This window comes from Corynebacterium sp. H127 (assembly GCF_037482665.1).
GTDB lineage: Bacteria > Actinomycetota > Actinomycetes > Mycobacteriales > Mycobacteriaceae > Corynebacterium.
The window spans coordinates 43,815-58,884 of sequence record NZ_JBBHKY010000011.1 but is presented as its reverse complement, the minus strand read 5'-3'; the positions used below and the strand labels follow the sequence as shown (position 1 = coordinate 58,884).

The following is a 15,070-nucleotide window of genomic DNA, read 5'->3' as shown; positions in this document are numbered from 1 at the left end:
GTCGCACATCCCTAAGCACAACTTTCCATTTTTCTGTATTTTTAGAATTATGGATTCTGAAGTTCATAAGAAGCTGCAGGAACTCGAGGAACGCCTCAACAAGCTGGAGCAGCAGAGTCCACCGACGTACGAAGGTGGCATCGTACAATTCAGTGGCGATGTCACGGTTGGCTCCCGGCACTTCGTGTACGAGTGGGCCCGCCCAGCGCAATTCTTGACCGATGAAATCTTTGACGATGCACTCGAGCGCATATCTGCCCTCGCCCATCCGATCCGACATACGATCCTGCGCCGCTTACTCGAAGGACCTGCTTCAGTTGCGGAATTGGTGACAGCCGGGCTGTCGTCGACAGGCACTGCCTACCATCACCTCGGCGCACTACAGTCGGCAGGTTGGGTTCGCAAACGCGACGGCCATTTCGAGGTTCCCCCAGCCCGCGTCGTGCCGCTCTTGACCATCGTCGCCTCCAGTGAGGACCACCGATGAAGAAGCTATTCGCCACACTGTGCGGCCTCATGGTCACCGCCGCACTGATCTTGCTGGGTCCGCACCGCGTCCAGCTTTCCGACGACCAAACCGGCGACGCCGAACTCGCCGCTTTCATCCATGACCACGCCCCGCAGGGAGCTCACAACGTCACCGGCTTCGTGATCGCCGGAGATAAGCCGACCTTCGCTGGCCTTGGTGCCGACGCGAACACGGAGATAGAGATCGGCTCCATCACCAAGACCTTTAATGCTGAACTGCTACGTCAGGCGGTAGCGCGAGGTGACGTCAGTCTAGACACCCGCGTCTCCGAGATCATTGATACGCAGGGCGCACCTATCGGCGAAGCCACCCTGGCATCCCTGGCAAATCATGAAGCTGGGCTCCCCCGCAACCCCGGACTCGACCCACTTGCTTCTATCACAGAACGCAACCCCTACCTCGACGTTTCTCGCCAAGACATCTTTGACATGGCGCTAGCGGCAAAGCTGAAGAATCAGGGCACCCAGACCTATTCCAATCTGGGCGCAGCCCTGCTGGGTCAGCTACTGGCCGAAAAGGCCGGAAAGCCCTGGGAAGAACTGGTCCGGGAGAGTATTTTCGTTCCACTGGAAATGACAGACAGTTACGTCGCAGTCCCAGGAACCGCCAGCGACGCCCCACAGGGATTCAACCAACGTGGTCGACTCACGGCGAACTGGGAGATGGACGGATACGCCCCCGCTGGCGCGATACGCTCCACACCAGCGGACATGGCCAAGTTCACCACTCACGTCATGACACACGGCGTGCCGGAGTACACCTGGAAACAGGAAGAGGAATACATCTCACACAACGGCGGCACCGGCGGCTTCCGCTCCATGTTGGTGTTCGATCCGGCTGGAAAGCAGGCTGCCTTCGTCAATACCGATTCCAGCGTGTGGGTCAATCAACTCGGAAAGGATATGTTGTCATGGAAGCCATAACCTCCTGGATCCTTGTACTATTGCTCGTCTTGTGGCTGGCTTGGGAGTTCTGGAAGACCCCGAAACGCAGTCCCGGTATGGCCATCGCAAATGCCCTGATAGTTGCCCTATGCTGCTGGATCCTATCCATGGGCAAGGTGAATTGGCTCACCACCGTCCCGGTTCAGCTGTGGTGGGCGATCGCGGTGACGGCCGGGGCGCTGGTGACATACTCAATGTGGCCCCGCAAGGCAGTGTAATTGCCGGATCTGCGCGCTAATCGACGTCAATAGTGCAGCTTCTAATGTTAGAACATGTCCACCAACCACTACCCCATTTTCCTGGCTTCTATAACGCCATAATAGCACTTGCGTTCTAATGTCACAATGGTATAATGAAAATATGGAACACGGGGGAATCGGGACACTAGCCAAGGTGCGGGAGCTGTTGCAGCTCGCCGTCGACTTTGGTGAAGATTTCCAGCACTTCCCCGAATTGCTCCACATCAAGGAGCTCATTGCGCGACTCGAAACAGACATGGTGGCTGGGCGCGAAAAGAACGATTTGGAACGTGCGGGAGCTTCCGCAGGCGAGGCCTTCCGCATTCACCGGCGCTCAGCCAATACGTGGTCGGCAGAAGTCCCCGTCGAGCATCAAGATTTGATCCTTTCCGCTTTGGAAAAGCTCTCCTCCGCATCAACTCGACGCGAGGAGATCTACGACCTCGCCGCCGACGCAGCCCGTGAGTCCTCCCCTAAATCCACACATGCCTACGCCAAAGAACTAGTCCGAGAAGAGAATTTTCGCCTGACACAAGACCCGCACGAGGCCTACCGTCAGCGACGCTTCCAACTCCGCGACCAAGACGAGCACGGCGGGTGTTCCTTCCATGGCTACGCCCCTGCAGCCCACGCTGCGCTTCTCAAGGCACTCATGGATGATGCGTGGCGCGTCGAACAAGCCACCGAGGATCGCCGCAAGGACGACAACCGCACTGTCACCCAACGACACGCAGACAACTTTTTCCAAGTCCTACGCTGGGCTTCGAATACCCGGCAAGACACCGCAGGCCACTGCTCCCTCACCATTGGCGTCACCGAAGAAGCCGAGTTCAACTGGCGCGCCAAGTTCGGTAGCAACGTCGGCATCGACCTCACCCTCTACGACCTTGCGCTTCTCGACGGCCACCGCATCAGCGACTACATCATCGTCCACGACCACCACGGCGCCGTGAAATCGATGGTTTCCGCCAGCAGATCAGCCACTTTCCACCAGCGTCTCGCAATGTTCTCCCGAGATGGCTGCTGCGTCTACCCTGGGTGCGATGCGCCACTCAGTCGCTGCGAATCGCACCACGTTATCCCCTGGTCGCGAGGCGGCCCCACGAGCATCGATAACTTGGCACCCCTGTGCTCGAAACACCACGGATGGAATGATGACAGCGCAGTTGAAGCCCACATCAAGATGATTCTGAACGAGGTTCCGATACACGTCGACGGCAGTGGGAACCGGCGAAGAAACAACAGCCCTAGGGCCAGGAGCTCCAATGCCCGGAGACTGGCCCACAGCAACTAGCCCTCGACCACCGGCAAATACACGCGCTCACCCGCGGCTGAAAACTCTGCGGATTTCTCTTTCATACCTGCTTCCAGCGCCTCAACGGTCTCCAAACCGTGCGCAGCTGCATAGTCCCGCACATCCTGCGAGATCCGCATCGAGCAGAACTTCGGCCCACACATCGAACAGAAATGTGCAGTCTTGGCAGGCTCAGCAGGCAAAGTCTCATCGTGATACTCCAAGGCAGTATCCGGATCCAACGCCAACGCAAACTGGTCATGCCAGCGGAACTCGAAGCGCGCCTTAGACAGGGCGTCGTCACGCTCCTGCGCACGCGGGTGCTGTTTGGCCAGATCGGCGGCGTGGGCAGCAATCTTGTAGGTGATCACGCCGACCTTGACATCATCCCGGTTCGGCAGTCCGAGGTGCTCCTTCGGGGTGACGTAGCACAGCATCGCGGTGCCCGCCTGTGCAATCATCGCCGCGCCGATCGCGGAGGTGATGTGGTCATAACCTGGCGCAATGTCGGTGGCCAGCGGGCCCAGCGTGTAGAAGGGCGCTCCGTGACACCAGTCCTCTTCCCACTCCACGTTGACGGGGATCTTGTGCATCGGCACGTGTCCGGGCCCCTCGATCATCACCTGCACGCCGCGCGAACGGGCGATCAAAGTGAGCTCGCCCAGGGTGCGCAATTCGGCCAGCTGGGCCTCATCGTTGGCATCTGCGATAGAGCCCGGACGCAGCCCATCGCCCAGCGAGAACGTGACATCGTAGGCCGCCAGGATGTCGCACAGTTCCGCAAAGTGGGTGTACAGGAAGGACTCACGATGCTCCTTGAGGCACCAGGCTGCCATGATCGAACCACCGCGGGAGACGATTCCGGTCACGCGATCGGCGGCCAGCGGTATATAGCGCAGCAGCACACCAGCATGGACGGTCATGTAGTCGACGCCCTGTTCGCATTGCTCAATGATGGTGTCGCGGTAGACCTCCCAGGAAAGACGCGTCGGGTCCCCGCCGACCTTCTCCAGCGCCTGGTAGATCGGCACGGTGCCCACCGGAACTGGGGAGTTGCGCAGGATCCATTCGCGGGTCTCGTGGATATCCTTACCCGTGGACAGGTCCATGATGGTGTCCGCACCCCAGCGGGTCGCCCACACCATCTTCTCCACCTCCTCGTCGATCGAAGAAGTCACAGCCGAGTTGCCGATGTTCGCGTTGATCTTCACCGCGAAGGCCTTGCCGATGATCATCGGCTCAATCTCCGGGTGATTCTTGTTCGCACAAATCACCGCGCGACCAGCCGCGACCTCATCCCGCACAAAGGAAGCCGGCATGCCCTCGCGCGCCGCACAGAACGCCATCTCAGGCGTGATGATTCCTGCGCGCGCCCACGCCAGCTGCGTTTGCACCTTCAGTTCTGGATGTTCCTCGGAAGCCGACACTGCCGATGCTCGAGACCAGGTCTCGCGAGTGCGCGGCAGCCCCTGCTCTAGGTCAATAGCGGGGTCATCCAGCGTGTATGGACCAGAGGTGTCATACACATCAAAGTGCTCACCGGTGGTCAAGTCGATCCGCCGAGCGGGGATCTGCAGCTCCGTGTCCCCGAAAGTGACCGAGGTGTACACCTTGTGGCTACGGTAGATAGGCCCAGTAGTAATCATAAAAAGAACTCCCTACGCCGGCATTATCCGGACAGGTTAGACGGTCGACGCTCCGTATCATGTTGCGTCCTCTCAGCGTGGAATCGGCCACACTCCCGTGGTGAAATGAGGTGCGTCTCTATAGTAGTTGTTCCGCCGAAACTATGTCGCGCCCCACAAGCCCCGACACCAAGGGCGCCCACGGCAGGCACAAGCGCGCAGCGTGCATCTTTTGGACGTCGCTAAGCAAATCCGGACTCCCCACCAACAGCTCCCCCGCACTGAGCAACCCCACGGAGGTCGCGAACGCGTAGGCGAAATCCACCTCGTGCGTCGAGATCACCACTGTCGTTCCCGCGGCGTTGAGTTCCAGCAGTGTCGCCAACAATCGCTCGCTGGCATAGGGGTCAAGCCCAGCGGTGGGCTCATCAAGGAGCAACACTCGTGGCTGCATCGCCAGCGCCCCCGCCAGTGCCACCTGCTTGCGCTGGCCATAGGAAAGCTGATGCGGCACCCGATCTGCCAGGTGCGAGATCTCACAGCGCTCGAGCGCGGCGGCCACCCGCTCCGACACCTGCGCTGTGGACAAGCCCAAATTCACTGGGCCATAAGAGACGTCGGCCGAGACCGAGGTAGCAAAGATCTGCTCGTCCGGCTCCTGCAACACCAGCTGCACGTTGCGTCGCATGTGGTCGCGCCCACGCCGCGAGTAATCCAGCTCGCTGCCGTCGAGAAGCACCCTGCCGGAATCCGGCCGCCAGGATCCGGCTAGTAGTTTAAGCAACGTCGACTTGCCGGAGCCGTTCGCGCCGAGGATCGCCAGGCGCTCGCCCTTAGCGACGTCCATAGTCACCCCACTCAGCACCGGCTCATCATGCGCGAAGTGTACGGCGTGGGTTTCTAATACAGACATATCAAGCTCATTCCGATCAGCGCGCCGATGACGCGGAACCAATTGACGGGGCGCGAAGTACTCAAGACGCTCATGGCTGCTGCGTCCGCACGCAATTCCAGGCCTTCTTGCAAGGCGCGGGCCCGGGTGAAAGACAAGACGAATAACGAGGCCGCTTGTGAAGCCACTGACCGCAGCCAGCGGCGCACGCTACTGTGCCCGAGCCGGGCGGCCTGTGCATCCCACATTGCGCGGGCGGTGAGGATCAACGTTCCGATCAGCCGGTAGGTCAGCGCTGTGACGTGGATCAGAGCTTCCGGAGCGTGGCAACGCCGCGCGAACATGAGGATTTCCGACATGGGCGTGGTCAACGCAAACAGCATGGTGATGGACATACCGACCACCGAACGCGCCAGCACCATGCCCGCATGCGTCAGGCCACCAGGAATCATCACCACCCCCGAGGTGGTGATCGCAAAGATGAGCGGCCCCAAGCCAACAGCGATAAAGGTGGCTGGGGCAGCAATCAACCCCGCATACAACCGCCAATTGACGCCTGCTATCGACGCCAACATGCAGGTCACCACGCCAATAATGGCTAGCTTGACCCCAGAGACAGAGATGGCGAGAAAGAGCAGCACAATGAGCAGGCTCTTCTCGCCAACATTGATGTGCGCCCACCGGCTGCGCGAGGCAGCGAGTTCCAGCGCGTTCATTTAGGCCGTTGCGGGGGCTTCACGCTGGCTACGGCCGCGGTAGACACCAAGCACATAGCCCACTACGCCCGCGCCGAGGCCAGCTTGCAATGCAAAGCGCCCTGCCTCGACCTCACCTGGTAGCTCCCCTGCAACAGACTCGAACCACGGCTCATAGCCCGGGTTATTTTCCGCAACCACGGTCTCGGCCCCCGCATCGGTGCCCGCGAATGGTTCTTCAGCAGCAGGGTCCCCCAAGTTGAAGAACATTGGGAACATGATCAGGATCGCAGCTGCGGCGATCAGCAGTAGATTCTTCATTTAAGCGTGCACCAGCTCTCGCTTCGGACCGGCAACTGGGATGCCGAGAACGGTCAATTCCTTCTTCGCAATCACTCGCAGGCTGCGGAAAATCAGTACCGTGACGATGCCTTCCACCACTGCAAGCGGAACCTGCGTTGGTGCATAGAGCGCGAGGAAGGTACCGGCAGCATTCCCGAAGCCCGCCGCATGGTGTGCACCCGCCAACTGCATTGCGGTCACGCAGTAGGTGGACAGGTTGCCAAGGAACGCGGCGCAGAAAATCGCGATTTCTGGGCTGCGCCCGCCGAAGGCCTTCCACACGCCATAAGCCACCCACGGGCCGACGATGGCCATGGAGAACACATTGGCGCCCAGCGTGGTCAGCCCACCATGGGCCAATAAAATCGCCTGGAACAGCAGGACAACGGCCCCTAGGAACGCCATGACCGGCGGTTTAAAGAGCACGGCACCAAGCCCGGTGCCGGTCGGGTGCGAGCTAGAACCCGTCACGGACGGGATTTTCAACGCGCTGAGCACAAAACTGAAGGCGCCTGCAGCACCGAGCAGCATGGCCGTTTCGGGACGGGTCTTGATTTGTTTATTCACTGCGTAGGCGCCGTGGATAACGAACGGCGCAGCGGCCACTCCCCACGCTACGCAATGCTCGACCGGGAGAAACCCCTCGGCAATATGCATGACACTTCTTCTTTCCAACCGGGGCCCGTCCATCTCGCGGGCCGCAATGAGTAGGCACGCCGCAATCGGTCTCCTGGCTTAGCTTCTGCGCTTAACGGCCTGCAGTCCTTCCCGCCCGAAAGCAGTGAACTCAGACCACGCCTAATACATGAAGCAATACAGTGGCGAGGACCGCTGCCGGATTCACACCGACATTCCCGTACATTGCAGCTAATACAGATTATCAGAAGGCCATGCCAGCTTTTCGGGCTTTGTCCACGACCCCGCCCAGATGCGCGAGCAAAAAATCCACGTCAGCTGCGGTTGTGGTGCGTCCCAGCGTAAATCGCAGCGCTCCGCGTGCGACGTCCTCAGCCACCCCCATCGCTAGCAGCACATGGCTCGCGCGGTTCACTCCGCTCGCACAAGCGGAACCTGTGGATGCTGCGATCCCCAACATGTCCAACAGCATAATGAGGCTGTCTCCCTCCGCACCAGGAAAGGACACATGGACGTGTCCGGGGAGGACCTGGCCACGGGAGTGCACTACTGCGCCGTCGATAAGCGCGATGCCGGCCTGCAGCCGCTCTCGCAGCTCAGTGAGCCGCGCCGTTTCCGCAGGAATTTCTGACACCGCCTCCGACAGGGCCGCCGCCGTGGCCACCGCACCCGCCACATCGACAGTGCCAGGGCGTATCCCGCGCTGCTGCCCGCCACCGAAGATGGTCGGTGCGGGACCGTTGCGCCGCGCCAGCAGGATACCGACGCCGCGCGGGCCACCGAACTTGTGCGCCGAACCGGCGAGAGTGGTGGCTCCTAGGTTCGCGAAAGACACCGGAACATGGCCCACGGCCTGCACCGCGTCCACATGAACCGGGGTATGCCCCGCTGCCGCCACTAACTCGGCAACCGGCTGGATAATCCCGGTTTCGTTGTTGGCCCACATGCAGGTTGCCAGCGCAGCCGGCGTAGCCAGCGCCTCGAAGGAGGACACTCGACCGTCCGTCAGCGGTAGCATCTCTACCTCAGCGTCGAGCGCCGCCACGGTTTCCAGGACCGCAGGATGCTCGATCTCCGTGGATACCACCCGCTGCAGCGGGGACTTGCGAAAGAGCCCTTGGATTGCCAGGTTGTCCGCCTCCGTGCCGGAGCCGGTGAAGATTACTTCGATCGGTTCGCAATCCAGCGCAGCTGCCACGGTTTCTCGCGCCTCAGCCAGCGCACGGTTCGCCGCGCGACCCGCTGCGTACTGGCCACCCGGGTTCAGCATGTCGGCGGCCGACAGCCATGCCGTGCGGGCGCTCTCCCGCATCGGGGAGGTCGCGGCATGATCGAAGTAGCGCATTAGCGCAGTTTAGCCAGCAGCTCAGGGACGATCTCTGCCGCATCTCCCACAACGCCCAAGTCCGCGATCTTAAAGATCGGGGCATCTTCGTCATTGTTGATCGCGATGATCTTGCGGGAGGTTTGCATGCCCGAGGTGTGCTGGATCGCACCGGAGATACCGACCGCGATGTAGAGGTCCGGCGAAACGGTGACACCGGTCTGGCCCACCTGGTATTGCGCCGGGTAGGCACCGTTGTCTACTGCGTCACGGGTAGCGCCGACGGCGCCGCCGAGAGCATCGGCAAGCGGCTCAACTAGCTCGCTGAATCCGCTATCTCCCACACCACGTCCGCCGGAAACGACGACCTTTGCGGAGCTCAGCTCCGGGCGGGAGCCCTGCACAGCCGGGGTGAAGGACAATACTGCGGCGTCCATCGCTCCCGCGGCGGGCAGCGCCATCGTGGTCTCGGTGGCGCTGCCCGCCGTCACCGGCGCGACAGCACCCGCGCGCACCGTGTAGATCGGGCTGTTGCCACCGACGGCTGCGGCGACCTCGTAAGAATCACCGAAGATGGACATGGTAGCCGTGCGGTCGGCATTGATACCGACGACATTGGTCAGCACACCCGAAGCTAGGCGGGCAGCTAGCCGACCCGCGATCTCATTGCCCACGCTATCGGCTGCCAGCACGATCGGGGCCGGAGTCTGCGCGGCAAGCATGGACAGCGCGTCCACGGCGGGCATGACCACGCGGCCCTCACCGGAGCAACGGATCACCGGTACCGGGTAAGGAGCGTCATCGAAAGCGACGACAGTGACATCGCCCAAGACTTGGGCGGCTGCGATGAGCTCGAGGGTGTGTTCACCTGATGCAAGTACGTACGTCATGGGTCAAATACTCCTAGATGAACTTTTCTTCGGAAAGGAACTGGTGGATGCGCTCGGCGCCGTCGGTATAGACCATCTCGCCGCCGTCGCGAGCCGGCCGTAGCGTGGCCGACGTGACTGCGGTAGAAGCATGCGCGAGGCCGACGTACTCCGGAGCGACGCCAATAGCGGCGAGGTCGAGCATCGAGATCTCGGCCTTCTTCGCAGCCATGATGCCCTTGAAATTCGGGAAGCGTGGCTTGTCCGTCTTTTCCGTCACCGAAATGAGGGCCGGCAGTGCCGCCTGCAGCTCATAGGACCCTTCCGGGGTTTCCTTGTGGCCGGTGACCGTAGCGTTGGCCACGGAAACCGAAGTGAGATTGGTCAGGGAAGGAAGCTGCCGGTACTCGGCGATGATGCCGGGGAGAGCCCCCATCGCGCCATCGGAGGAGGCATTACCTGCCACGATGAGCTGCACATCTGCGATGGTGTTGATCGCGCAGTTGAGCGCCCAAGCAGTGCCCAACACATCGGAGCCAGCCAGCGCCGGATCGGAGAGCAGGACGGCACGGTTAGCGCCCATTGCGAGTGCCTTACGCAGCGCTTCCTGCGCGCGCTCCGGACCAGCACTTAAGGCAACAACTTCAAAGCCAGGGTTGGCATCGCGGATGCGCAGTGCCTGTTCGACGGCGTACTCGTTGATCTCGTCGATGACTTCATCGACGCCCTCGCGGTGCATGGTGAAATCTGCATTCAAGGTCCGAACGGACCACGTGTCCGGTACGTTCTTCACTAGGACCACGATTGCGGGCATTATTCCTCCTGGTTGCTTAAAGGTTCAGCCCTCGATCATACAACTTCTGGCCTCGCAGATAAGAGCCACGCCCTGGCTGCCGATTCTGGTGACCACCACTGCCATTGCCTGCTTGCCCCGCAACCGCAGCTTCTTACGAAGTGCGTCCGGATCAACATCTACTCCGCGCACCAAAATCTCCAGGGCGCCGACGTCATAGGGTGCGAGCGCGCTCTTGAGCTTCTTCAGCGGTACCTGCTCCAGGATCTTAAAGCCGGTGTAGCCCGCCGGAATCCGGTCACCTGTGAGATAGGCGATCCGCTCGTCCAGCATCCACAGCCCTTCCCGCACTGCGAAGTGCCGTACCAACCCGGCGCGCACTACTGCCCCATCCGGGTCGATGAGATAGCTGCCGTGGGGCCCCGCAAGCTCCGTCTGCGTGGGCAGCAGGTCAGTGAGACGATCGATGCTCCCGCGAATCACCACCGCCTCGCGGCTGGCCCCCTCCGCGAGTTCCGGTGTGTAGAGGCATGCTTCTTTCACCCCGCCATTGACGCTGACTAGGGATACCAGCCCATCCCACTCGGAGAAATCAAGCCCGGGGGCGCATTTCACGGCCAGTGGTCCGTTATGAGCATCGAGGAGTGCTGGCAGCGGTGGCAGCAGGTCTGCTGGATTCGTGATCCGACGGCCGCCGGCCCGGCGCGCAGGATCAGCCACCACCACATCGGCCGTGATACAAGGCTGGAGTGCGTCCGCTTGGAAGAACGATGCCTCTGGCACATTGTGTTGTGCCATCACCAGGCGTGGCAGGGAAAGATCCGAACCGAAGTAGCGCAGCCCCGCAGCCATGCTTGCCACACCTTCGGTCCCGATGGAACAGGTCACGTCGTGCACTGTGCACTGACCGAGCACCCGACGAATACGCTCGAAACGCACTTCAGATACGGCCAGTGGCGTGGCCTGCTGGGAACTATCGCTATCCATCAGCCATGTGGCGGGGAGCTTGCCTTTGGAACGAGCGTCGAGCAGCTCGGCGACTGCGCGGCCGTACTCGCCGAAACGGGTCGTGAGCGTGGCGACGCGCTTGAGTGGATCCGTGGGCAACTCGAGGTCGGCGAACTGCCCAGTGTGCGCGACGAGGAATCGGGCTTCAGCGAGGGATATCAAAAGCGCTCCGGTAGGTCCCCGTAGCGGAAGAAGTCCTCGAACCAGGGATCATCTGGGTCACCGATGATCGGGGTCATGTCGACGTTGGTCAAAGAAGCTTCCAGTTCTGCGACGGTGTGAAATTCAGTGAGGGCCGTCAGCTGCGCCCAGGTCGGGATGACAAGGCGCACCAAGCCGGTCCGGAAACCAGTGAGGATGAGCGAAGGCAGGAACCAGCCCGTCGAGGAGGCCTCGCGGGTCGCGCCATCAGGCAGCTGTCCCATCGGTGTCTGCGCCACGAAGGAAAACGTGTCAAAGCGCGGATCGACGGGCCCCGGCCCTACCCAGCGGGCGAAAGGATACAACAAGTCTGTGGCAACGGTGAGCTCGTTGTCCGCCAGAAACTGTGTGAAAGACAGCTCGTGGTTCTCCAGCAGCGGCCGCGCGGCAGCGTACTGCACAGAATCCGAGACTAATTCTCCGGTGCGGTGGCGGGCCAGGAGGATCCCCGACTCTTCGAAGACCTCCCGTACTGCGGCCATCACCAGGCCATGCGCGATGTCAGCCTCGATGCCCAGGAGCTTGCCCCAGCGCTGTGCTTCCACGCCATCGACGGGCCCACCCTGGCCGAGGTCACGCTCGTCTAACCCACCGCCGGGAAAGACGGTGGTGTTCGGGAAGGTGGGCATCTCCGCCACACGTTCCTGTACGTATACCTCGAGGCCAAGAGGAGAATCGCGGACGAGGATCACTGTCGCTGCGAGCTTGGCGCCACGGATTCCTTTCATGAGCGCCAAGTCTAGCCTGCGCGGTGGCTGCCTTGTCCGCGAATCCGGCGGGCGAAGTAACGACCGTCGATCCTTTCGAGGTGGATGGCCTGGTGAAATGTTGTAGTCAGGTTTTCACTCGTCATCACGTCATCGATCAGGCCTTGGGCTACCACGGTGCCTTCGTCGAGAAGCAGCGCGTGGGTGAAGCCGAAGGGGATCTCCTCCACGTGGTGCGTGATCATGACGATCGCTGGGGCGTCCGCATCCAGGGCCAGCTCGCCCAGGTACCCCACCAGGTCCTCGCGACCGCCGAGGTCGAGGCCGGCGCCGGGTTCGTCGAGAAGCAACAGCTCGGGGTTGGTCATGAGGGCGCGGGCAATCAGGACGCGCTTGCGCTCACCTTCGGAGAGGGTGCCCCAGGTGCGCTTGGTCAGATGAACTGCGCCGACGCGCTCGAGGATTTCCATGGCCTGGTCGAAGTCCATCTGGTCATATTCCTCCCGCCAGCGCCCCAGGATCGCGTAGGCGGCGGAGACCACGAGGTCCTCCACCGTTTCCTCTTTCGGGATGCGGTTACCAAGCGCCGAGGAGGAGACACCGATCATGGTCCGCAAGTCACGCATGTCCGTCTTGCCTACCTGCTCCCCCATGATGCGGGCACTACCCCCGGACGGGTATTCCTCCGCGCCGGCGAGCCGCATGAGGGTGGTTTTTCCGGCACCGTTCGGTCCGATGATGACCCAGCGCTCATCCAGTTCTACCTGCCACGACAACGGACCGAGCAACGTGCGGTTATTGCGGACGAAGGTGACGTCGTCAAAGTCGATGATCAAGTCAGGGTTGTAATCACTCACCACACCATCATGGCAGCGAATTGCCGTCGCCGTGTGCGATCGTGGCCGAACACCTACTCTGGATCTAGTAATCCCCAAGTGGAAAGGACCTTAACATGACCGGACGACTCGGCCTCGATGACGTAAGACCACAGGTTTCGGGCGGCGCGCCTGCCAAGGCGGTTGTTGGTGAAGTTGTGCCCGTTTTCGCGATCGCCTGGCGCGAGGGCCACGACGCAATCTCGGCAACGCTCAACGTCAAAGGTCCGGATGACTCCGCCGTCGCGGCGAAGACGAGTCGCACCATCATGTCCCGCGGGGAGGACCCTGACCAGGTGCATGGCATCTTCGTCCCGGATGTGCCGGACATGTGGTCCGTGCGTGTCGACGTCTGGAGCGACCCAGTAGCCACCTGGCGTCATAACGTCACCGCCAAAATCGAGGCCGGCCAGAGCGCCGCTGAGCTTGCTAATGACATTGAAATCGGCGCACAGCTGTTTGACCGAGTCGCCTCCGGCGCACCTAAGGTCCACCGGGAAGCACTCCGCGCAGTCTCCGAATCCTTGCGTTCTAGCGGCGATCCCCGGGCCCGCGTGGCTCCTGCCTTTAGCCGTGAGGTCTCCGCGATCCTCAATATGTACCCGCTACGTGACCTGTTGACCCGGGGCCAGACCCTGTACGTGCAGGTGGATCGCCGTAAGGCGCTGGTGAGCTCCTGGTACGAGTTCTTCCCACGCTCTACTGGCGGCGTTGACGAATCCGGCACCCCAGTCCACGGCACCTTCGCCACCGCCGCTGCCGAGTTGGAGCGGGTTAAGCAGATGGGTTTTGACACCGTTTACTTCCCGCCGATTCACCCGATCGGTGAAGTCAACCGCAAGGGGCGCAATAACACGTTGACCCCAGGCCCGAAGGATGTTGGATCCCCCTGGGCAATCGGCTCCAAGGACGGCGGCCACGACGCCGTGCACCCTGCGCTCGGCACCCTCGCGGACTTTGACGCCCTGATGCAGCGCGCTAAGGAACTCGATCTGGAAATCGCGCTGGACCTGGCACTGCAGTGCGCCCCCGATCACCCGTGGGCAACAGCGCACCCAGAGTGGTTCACTGTGCTTCCCGACGGCACCATCGCTTACGCGGAGAACCCGCCCAAGAAGTACCAGGACATTTATCCGCTGAACTTTGACAACGATCCCAAAGGCATCTACGAAGAAATCCTGCGCGTGGTGCTGTTCTGGGTCGAGCACGGCGTAACCACCTTCCGTGTGGACAACCCCCACACCAAGCCAGCGAACTTCTGGGAGTGGCTCATCGCCCAGGTGCACGAGGATCACCCGGAGGTCATCTTCCTGGCGGAGGCATTCACCCGGAGGCCACGCCTCTACGGGCTAGCCAAGGCCGGATTCTCCCAGTCCTATACCTATTTCACGTGGCAGACCACGAAGCAGGAGCTCACGGAGTTCGGCGAAGAGATCGCCGGCATGGCGGACATCTCTCGCCCGAACCTGTTCGTGAACACCCCGGATATTCTGCACGCCTCGCTGCAGTACGGCGGTCGCGGCATGTTCGCTATCCGCGCGGTCCTCGCCGCCACCATGTCCCCACTCTGGGGCGTCTACTCCGGCTATGAGTTATTCGAGCACGAGGCCGTGAAGCCGGGCTCGGAGGAATACCTGGACTCCGAGAAGTATGAGCTGCGCCCGCGCGATTTCGCGGGTGCCCTCGAGCGGGGTGATTCCTTGGAGTCATTCATCACGATGCTCAACGGCATCCGCCGGGAGCAGCCTGCACTCCAACAGCTGCGCAGCATCCATTTCCACGAGACCAACAATGACCAGATCCTGGCCTATTCCAAGGCAGATGCCCTCACCGGCAATGTGGTACTAGTTGTGGTCAATTTGGACTCCTACAACGCCCAGTCCGGAATCCTGCGACTGGACTTGAACAAAATTGGCATGCCTGCATCTTTCGAAGTGGCAGATCAAATTACCGGGCGCACTTACACTTGGGGAGAGAGCAATTACGTCGAGCTCAAGCCGTGGGAAGATGTCGCGCATATCTTCGTGCTGCCGGAGGTCGTGGAAGAGCGTCGAGAAGCACTCGCTTGGCGCGAAGTAACCGAGTACAGGAGCTAAA

Annotated in this window: 16 protein-coding genes and 1 riboswitch; of the genes, 5 read left to right on the top strand and 11 right to left on the bottom strand. The window is 61.4% G+C overall.

All coding sequences use genetic code 11. The annotated features are described in order from the left end of the window. Positions 1–49: 49 nt before the first annotated feature. The 4 genes from WG936_RS10880 (at position 50) to WG936_RS10865 (ending at position 3,006) form a co-directional block, all read left to right on the top strand. On the top strand, positions 50–487 hold the full coding sequence (locus tag WG936_RS10880) for an ArsR/SmtB family transcription factor (RefSeq protein ID WP_339564481.1): 438 nt from the start codon (positions 50–52) through the stop codon (positions 485–487). Next, the gene (locus tag WG936_RS10875; protein ID WP_339572921.1) at positions 484–1,452 is read left to right on the top strand and encodes a serine hydrolase domain-containing protein; all 969 of its coding nucleotides are present in this window, start codon (positions 484–486) and stop codon (positions 1,450–1,452) included. Before WG936_RS10880 ends, WG936_RS10875 begins: the two co-directional genes overlap by 4 nt. Next, complete coding sequence (locus WG936_RS10870) at positions 1,440–1,691, top strand: hypothetical protein (RefSeq protein WP_339564479.1); 252 nt, start codon at positions 1,440–1,442, stop codon at positions 1,689–1,691. Before WG936_RS10875 ends, WG936_RS10870 begins: the two co-directional genes overlap by 13 nt. Positions 1,692–1,833: 142 nt before the next feature. Further along, a complete protein-coding gene (locus WG936_RS10865) occupies positions 1,834–3,006 on the top strand; it encodes an HNH endonuclease signature motif containing protein (RefSeq protein WP_339572920.1) in 1,173 nt (390 codons plus the stop codon). Here the strand turns inward: WG936_RS10865 and thiC are convergent. The 11 genes from thiC to WG936_RS10810 all read right to left on the bottom strand — a co-directional run bounded on the left by thiC (position 3,003) and on the right by WG936_RS10810 (position 12,955). Further along, a complete protein-coding gene (gene thiC, locus WG936_RS10860; protein WP_339572919.1) occupies positions 3,003–4,652 on the bottom strand; it encodes a phosphomethylpyrimidine synthase ThiC in 1,650 nt (549 codons plus the stop codon). The two genes, WG936_RS10865 and thiC, sit on opposite strands and share 4 nt — an antisense overlap. Before the next feature lie 118 nt (positions 4,653–4,770). Next, entirely contained in the window at positions 4,771–5,544 is a 774-nt protein-coding gene (locus WG936_RS10855; protein WP_339564476.1) for an energy-coupling factor ABC transporter ATP-binding protein, read from the bottom strand. Beyond that, entirely contained in the window at positions 5,532–6,239 is a 708-nt protein-coding gene (locus tag WG936_RS10850; RefSeq protein WP_339564475.1) for a CbiQ family ECF transporter T component, read from the bottom strand. Before WG936_RS10850 ends, WG936_RS10855 begins: the two co-directional genes overlap by 13 nt. Next, positions 6,240–6,539, bottom strand: a complete 300-nt coding sequence (locus WG936_RS10845; RefSeq protein ID WP_339564474.1) for an energy-coupling factor ABC transporter substrate-binding protein — start codon at positions 6,537–6,539, stop codon at positions 6,240–6,242. Next, on the bottom strand, positions 6,540–7,217 hold the full coding sequence (locus tag WG936_RS10840) for an energy-coupling factor ABC transporter permease (protein ID WP_339572918.1): 678 nt from the start codon (positions 7,215–7,217) through the stop codon (positions 6,540–6,542). Positions 7,218–7,263: 46 nt separating this feature from the next. Then, positions 7,264–7,441, bottom strand: a riboswitch (cobalamin riboswitch). Continuing rightward, positions 7,441–8,541 (bottom strand): cysteine desulfurase family protein, encoded by a 1,101-nt coding sequence (locus WG936_RS10835; RefSeq protein ID WP_339572917.1) that lies wholly within the window; start codon positions 8,539–8,541, stop codon positions 7,441–7,443. It overlaps the preceding riboswitch by 1 nt. Continuing rightward, on the bottom strand, positions 8,541–9,410 hold the full coding sequence (locus tag WG936_RS10830; protein ID WP_339564471.1) for an electron transfer flavoprotein subunit alpha/FixB family protein: 870 nt from the start codon (positions 9,408–9,410) through the stop codon (positions 8,541–8,543). The genes WG936_RS10835 and WG936_RS10830 overlap by 1 nt, the downstream gene beginning before the upstream one ends. Positions 9,411–9,423: 13 nt before the next feature. Continuing rightward, complete coding sequence (locus WG936_RS10825) at positions 9,424–10,203, bottom strand: electron transfer flavoprotein subunit beta/FixA family protein (protein ID WP_339572916.1); 780 nt, start codon at positions 10,201–10,203, stop codon at positions 9,424–9,426. Positions 10,204–10,227: 24 nt separating this feature from the next. Further along, positions 10,228–11,352: a THUMP-like domain-containing protein gene (locus tag WG936_RS10820; RefSeq protein WP_339564469.1), complete on the bottom strand. Its 1,125-nt coding sequence runs from the start codon at positions 11,350–11,352 to the stop codon at positions 10,228–10,230. Then, complete coding sequence (locus tag WG936_RS10815; RefSeq protein ID WP_339564468.1) at positions 11,349–12,119, bottom strand: NUDIX hydrolase; 771 nt, start codon at positions 12,117–12,119, stop codon at positions 11,349–11,351. The genes WG936_RS10820 and WG936_RS10815 overlap by 4 nt, the downstream gene beginning before the upstream one ends. A gap of 11 nt (positions 12,120–12,130) precedes the next feature. Next, positions 12,131–12,955, bottom strand: a complete 825-nt coding sequence (locus WG936_RS10810; protein WP_339564467.1) for an ABC transporter ATP-binding protein — start codon at positions 12,953–12,955, stop codon at positions 12,131–12,133. A 95-nt stretch (positions 12,956–13,050) separates the two neighbouring features. Between WG936_RS10810 and WG936_RS10805 the strand changes: the two genes are divergently transcribed. Next, positions 13,051–15,069, top strand: coding sequence for an alpha-1,4-glucan--maltose-1-phosphate maltosyltransferase (locus WG936_RS10805; protein ID WP_339572915.1), 2,019 nt, complete (start codon positions 13,051–13,053; stop codon positions 15,067–15,069). Position 15,070 lies beyond the last annotated feature (1 nt).

Coding starts and splice junctions, on each gene's coding strand:
- WG936_RS10855 (WP_339564476.1), bottom strand. CDS start 5,544: ATGTCTGTATTAGAAACCCACGCCGTACACTTCGCGCATGATGAGCCG.
- WG936_RS10835 (WP_339572917.1), bottom strand. CDS start 8,541: ATGCGCTACTTCGATCATGCCGCGACCTCCCCGATGCGGGAGAGCGCC.
- WG936_RS10825 (WP_339572916.1), bottom strand. CDS start 10,203: ATGCCCGCAATCGTGGTCCTAGTGAAGAACGTACCGGACACGTGGTCC.
- WG936_RS10805 (WP_339572915.1), top strand. CDS start 13,051: ATGACCGGACGACTCGGCCTCGATGACGTAAGACCACAGGTTTCGGGC.
- WG936_RS10840 (WP_339572918.1), bottom strand. CDS start 7,217: ATGCATATTGCCGAGGGGTTTCTCCCGGTCGAGCATTGCGTAGCGTGG.
- WG936_RS10815 (WP_339564468.1), bottom strand. CDS start 12,119: ATGAAAGGAATCCGTGGCGCCAAGCTCGCAGCGACAGTGATCCTCGTC.
- WG936_RS10830 (WP_339564471.1), bottom strand. CDS start 9,410: ATGACGTACGTACTTGCATCAGGTGAACACACCCTCGAGCTCATCGCA.
- thiC (WP_339572919.1), bottom strand. CDS start 4,652: ATGATTACTACTGGGCCTATCTACCGTAGCCACAAGGTGTACACCTCG.
- WG936_RS10850 (WP_339564475.1), bottom strand. CDS start 6,239: ATGAACGCGCTGGAACTCGCTGCCTCGCGCAGCCGGTGGGCGCACATC.
- WG936_RS10880 (WP_339564481.1), top strand. CDS start 50: ATGGATTCTGAAGTTCATAAGAAGCTGCAGGAACTCGAGGAACGCCTC.
- WG936_RS10875 (WP_339572921.1), top strand. CDS start 484: ATGAAGAAGCTATTCGCCACACTGTGCGGCCTCATGGTCACCGCCGCA.
- WG936_RS10845 (WP_339564474.1), bottom strand. CDS start 6,539: ATGAAGAATCTACTGCTGATCGCCGCAGCTGCGATCCTGATCATGTTC.
- WG936_RS10870 (WP_339564479.1), top strand. CDS start 1,440: ATGGAAGCCATAACCTCCTGGATCCTTGTACTATTGCTCGTCTTGTGG.
- WG936_RS10865 (WP_339572920.1), top strand. CDS start 1,834: ATGGAACACGGGGGAATCGGGACACTAGCCAAGGTGCGGGAGCTGTTG.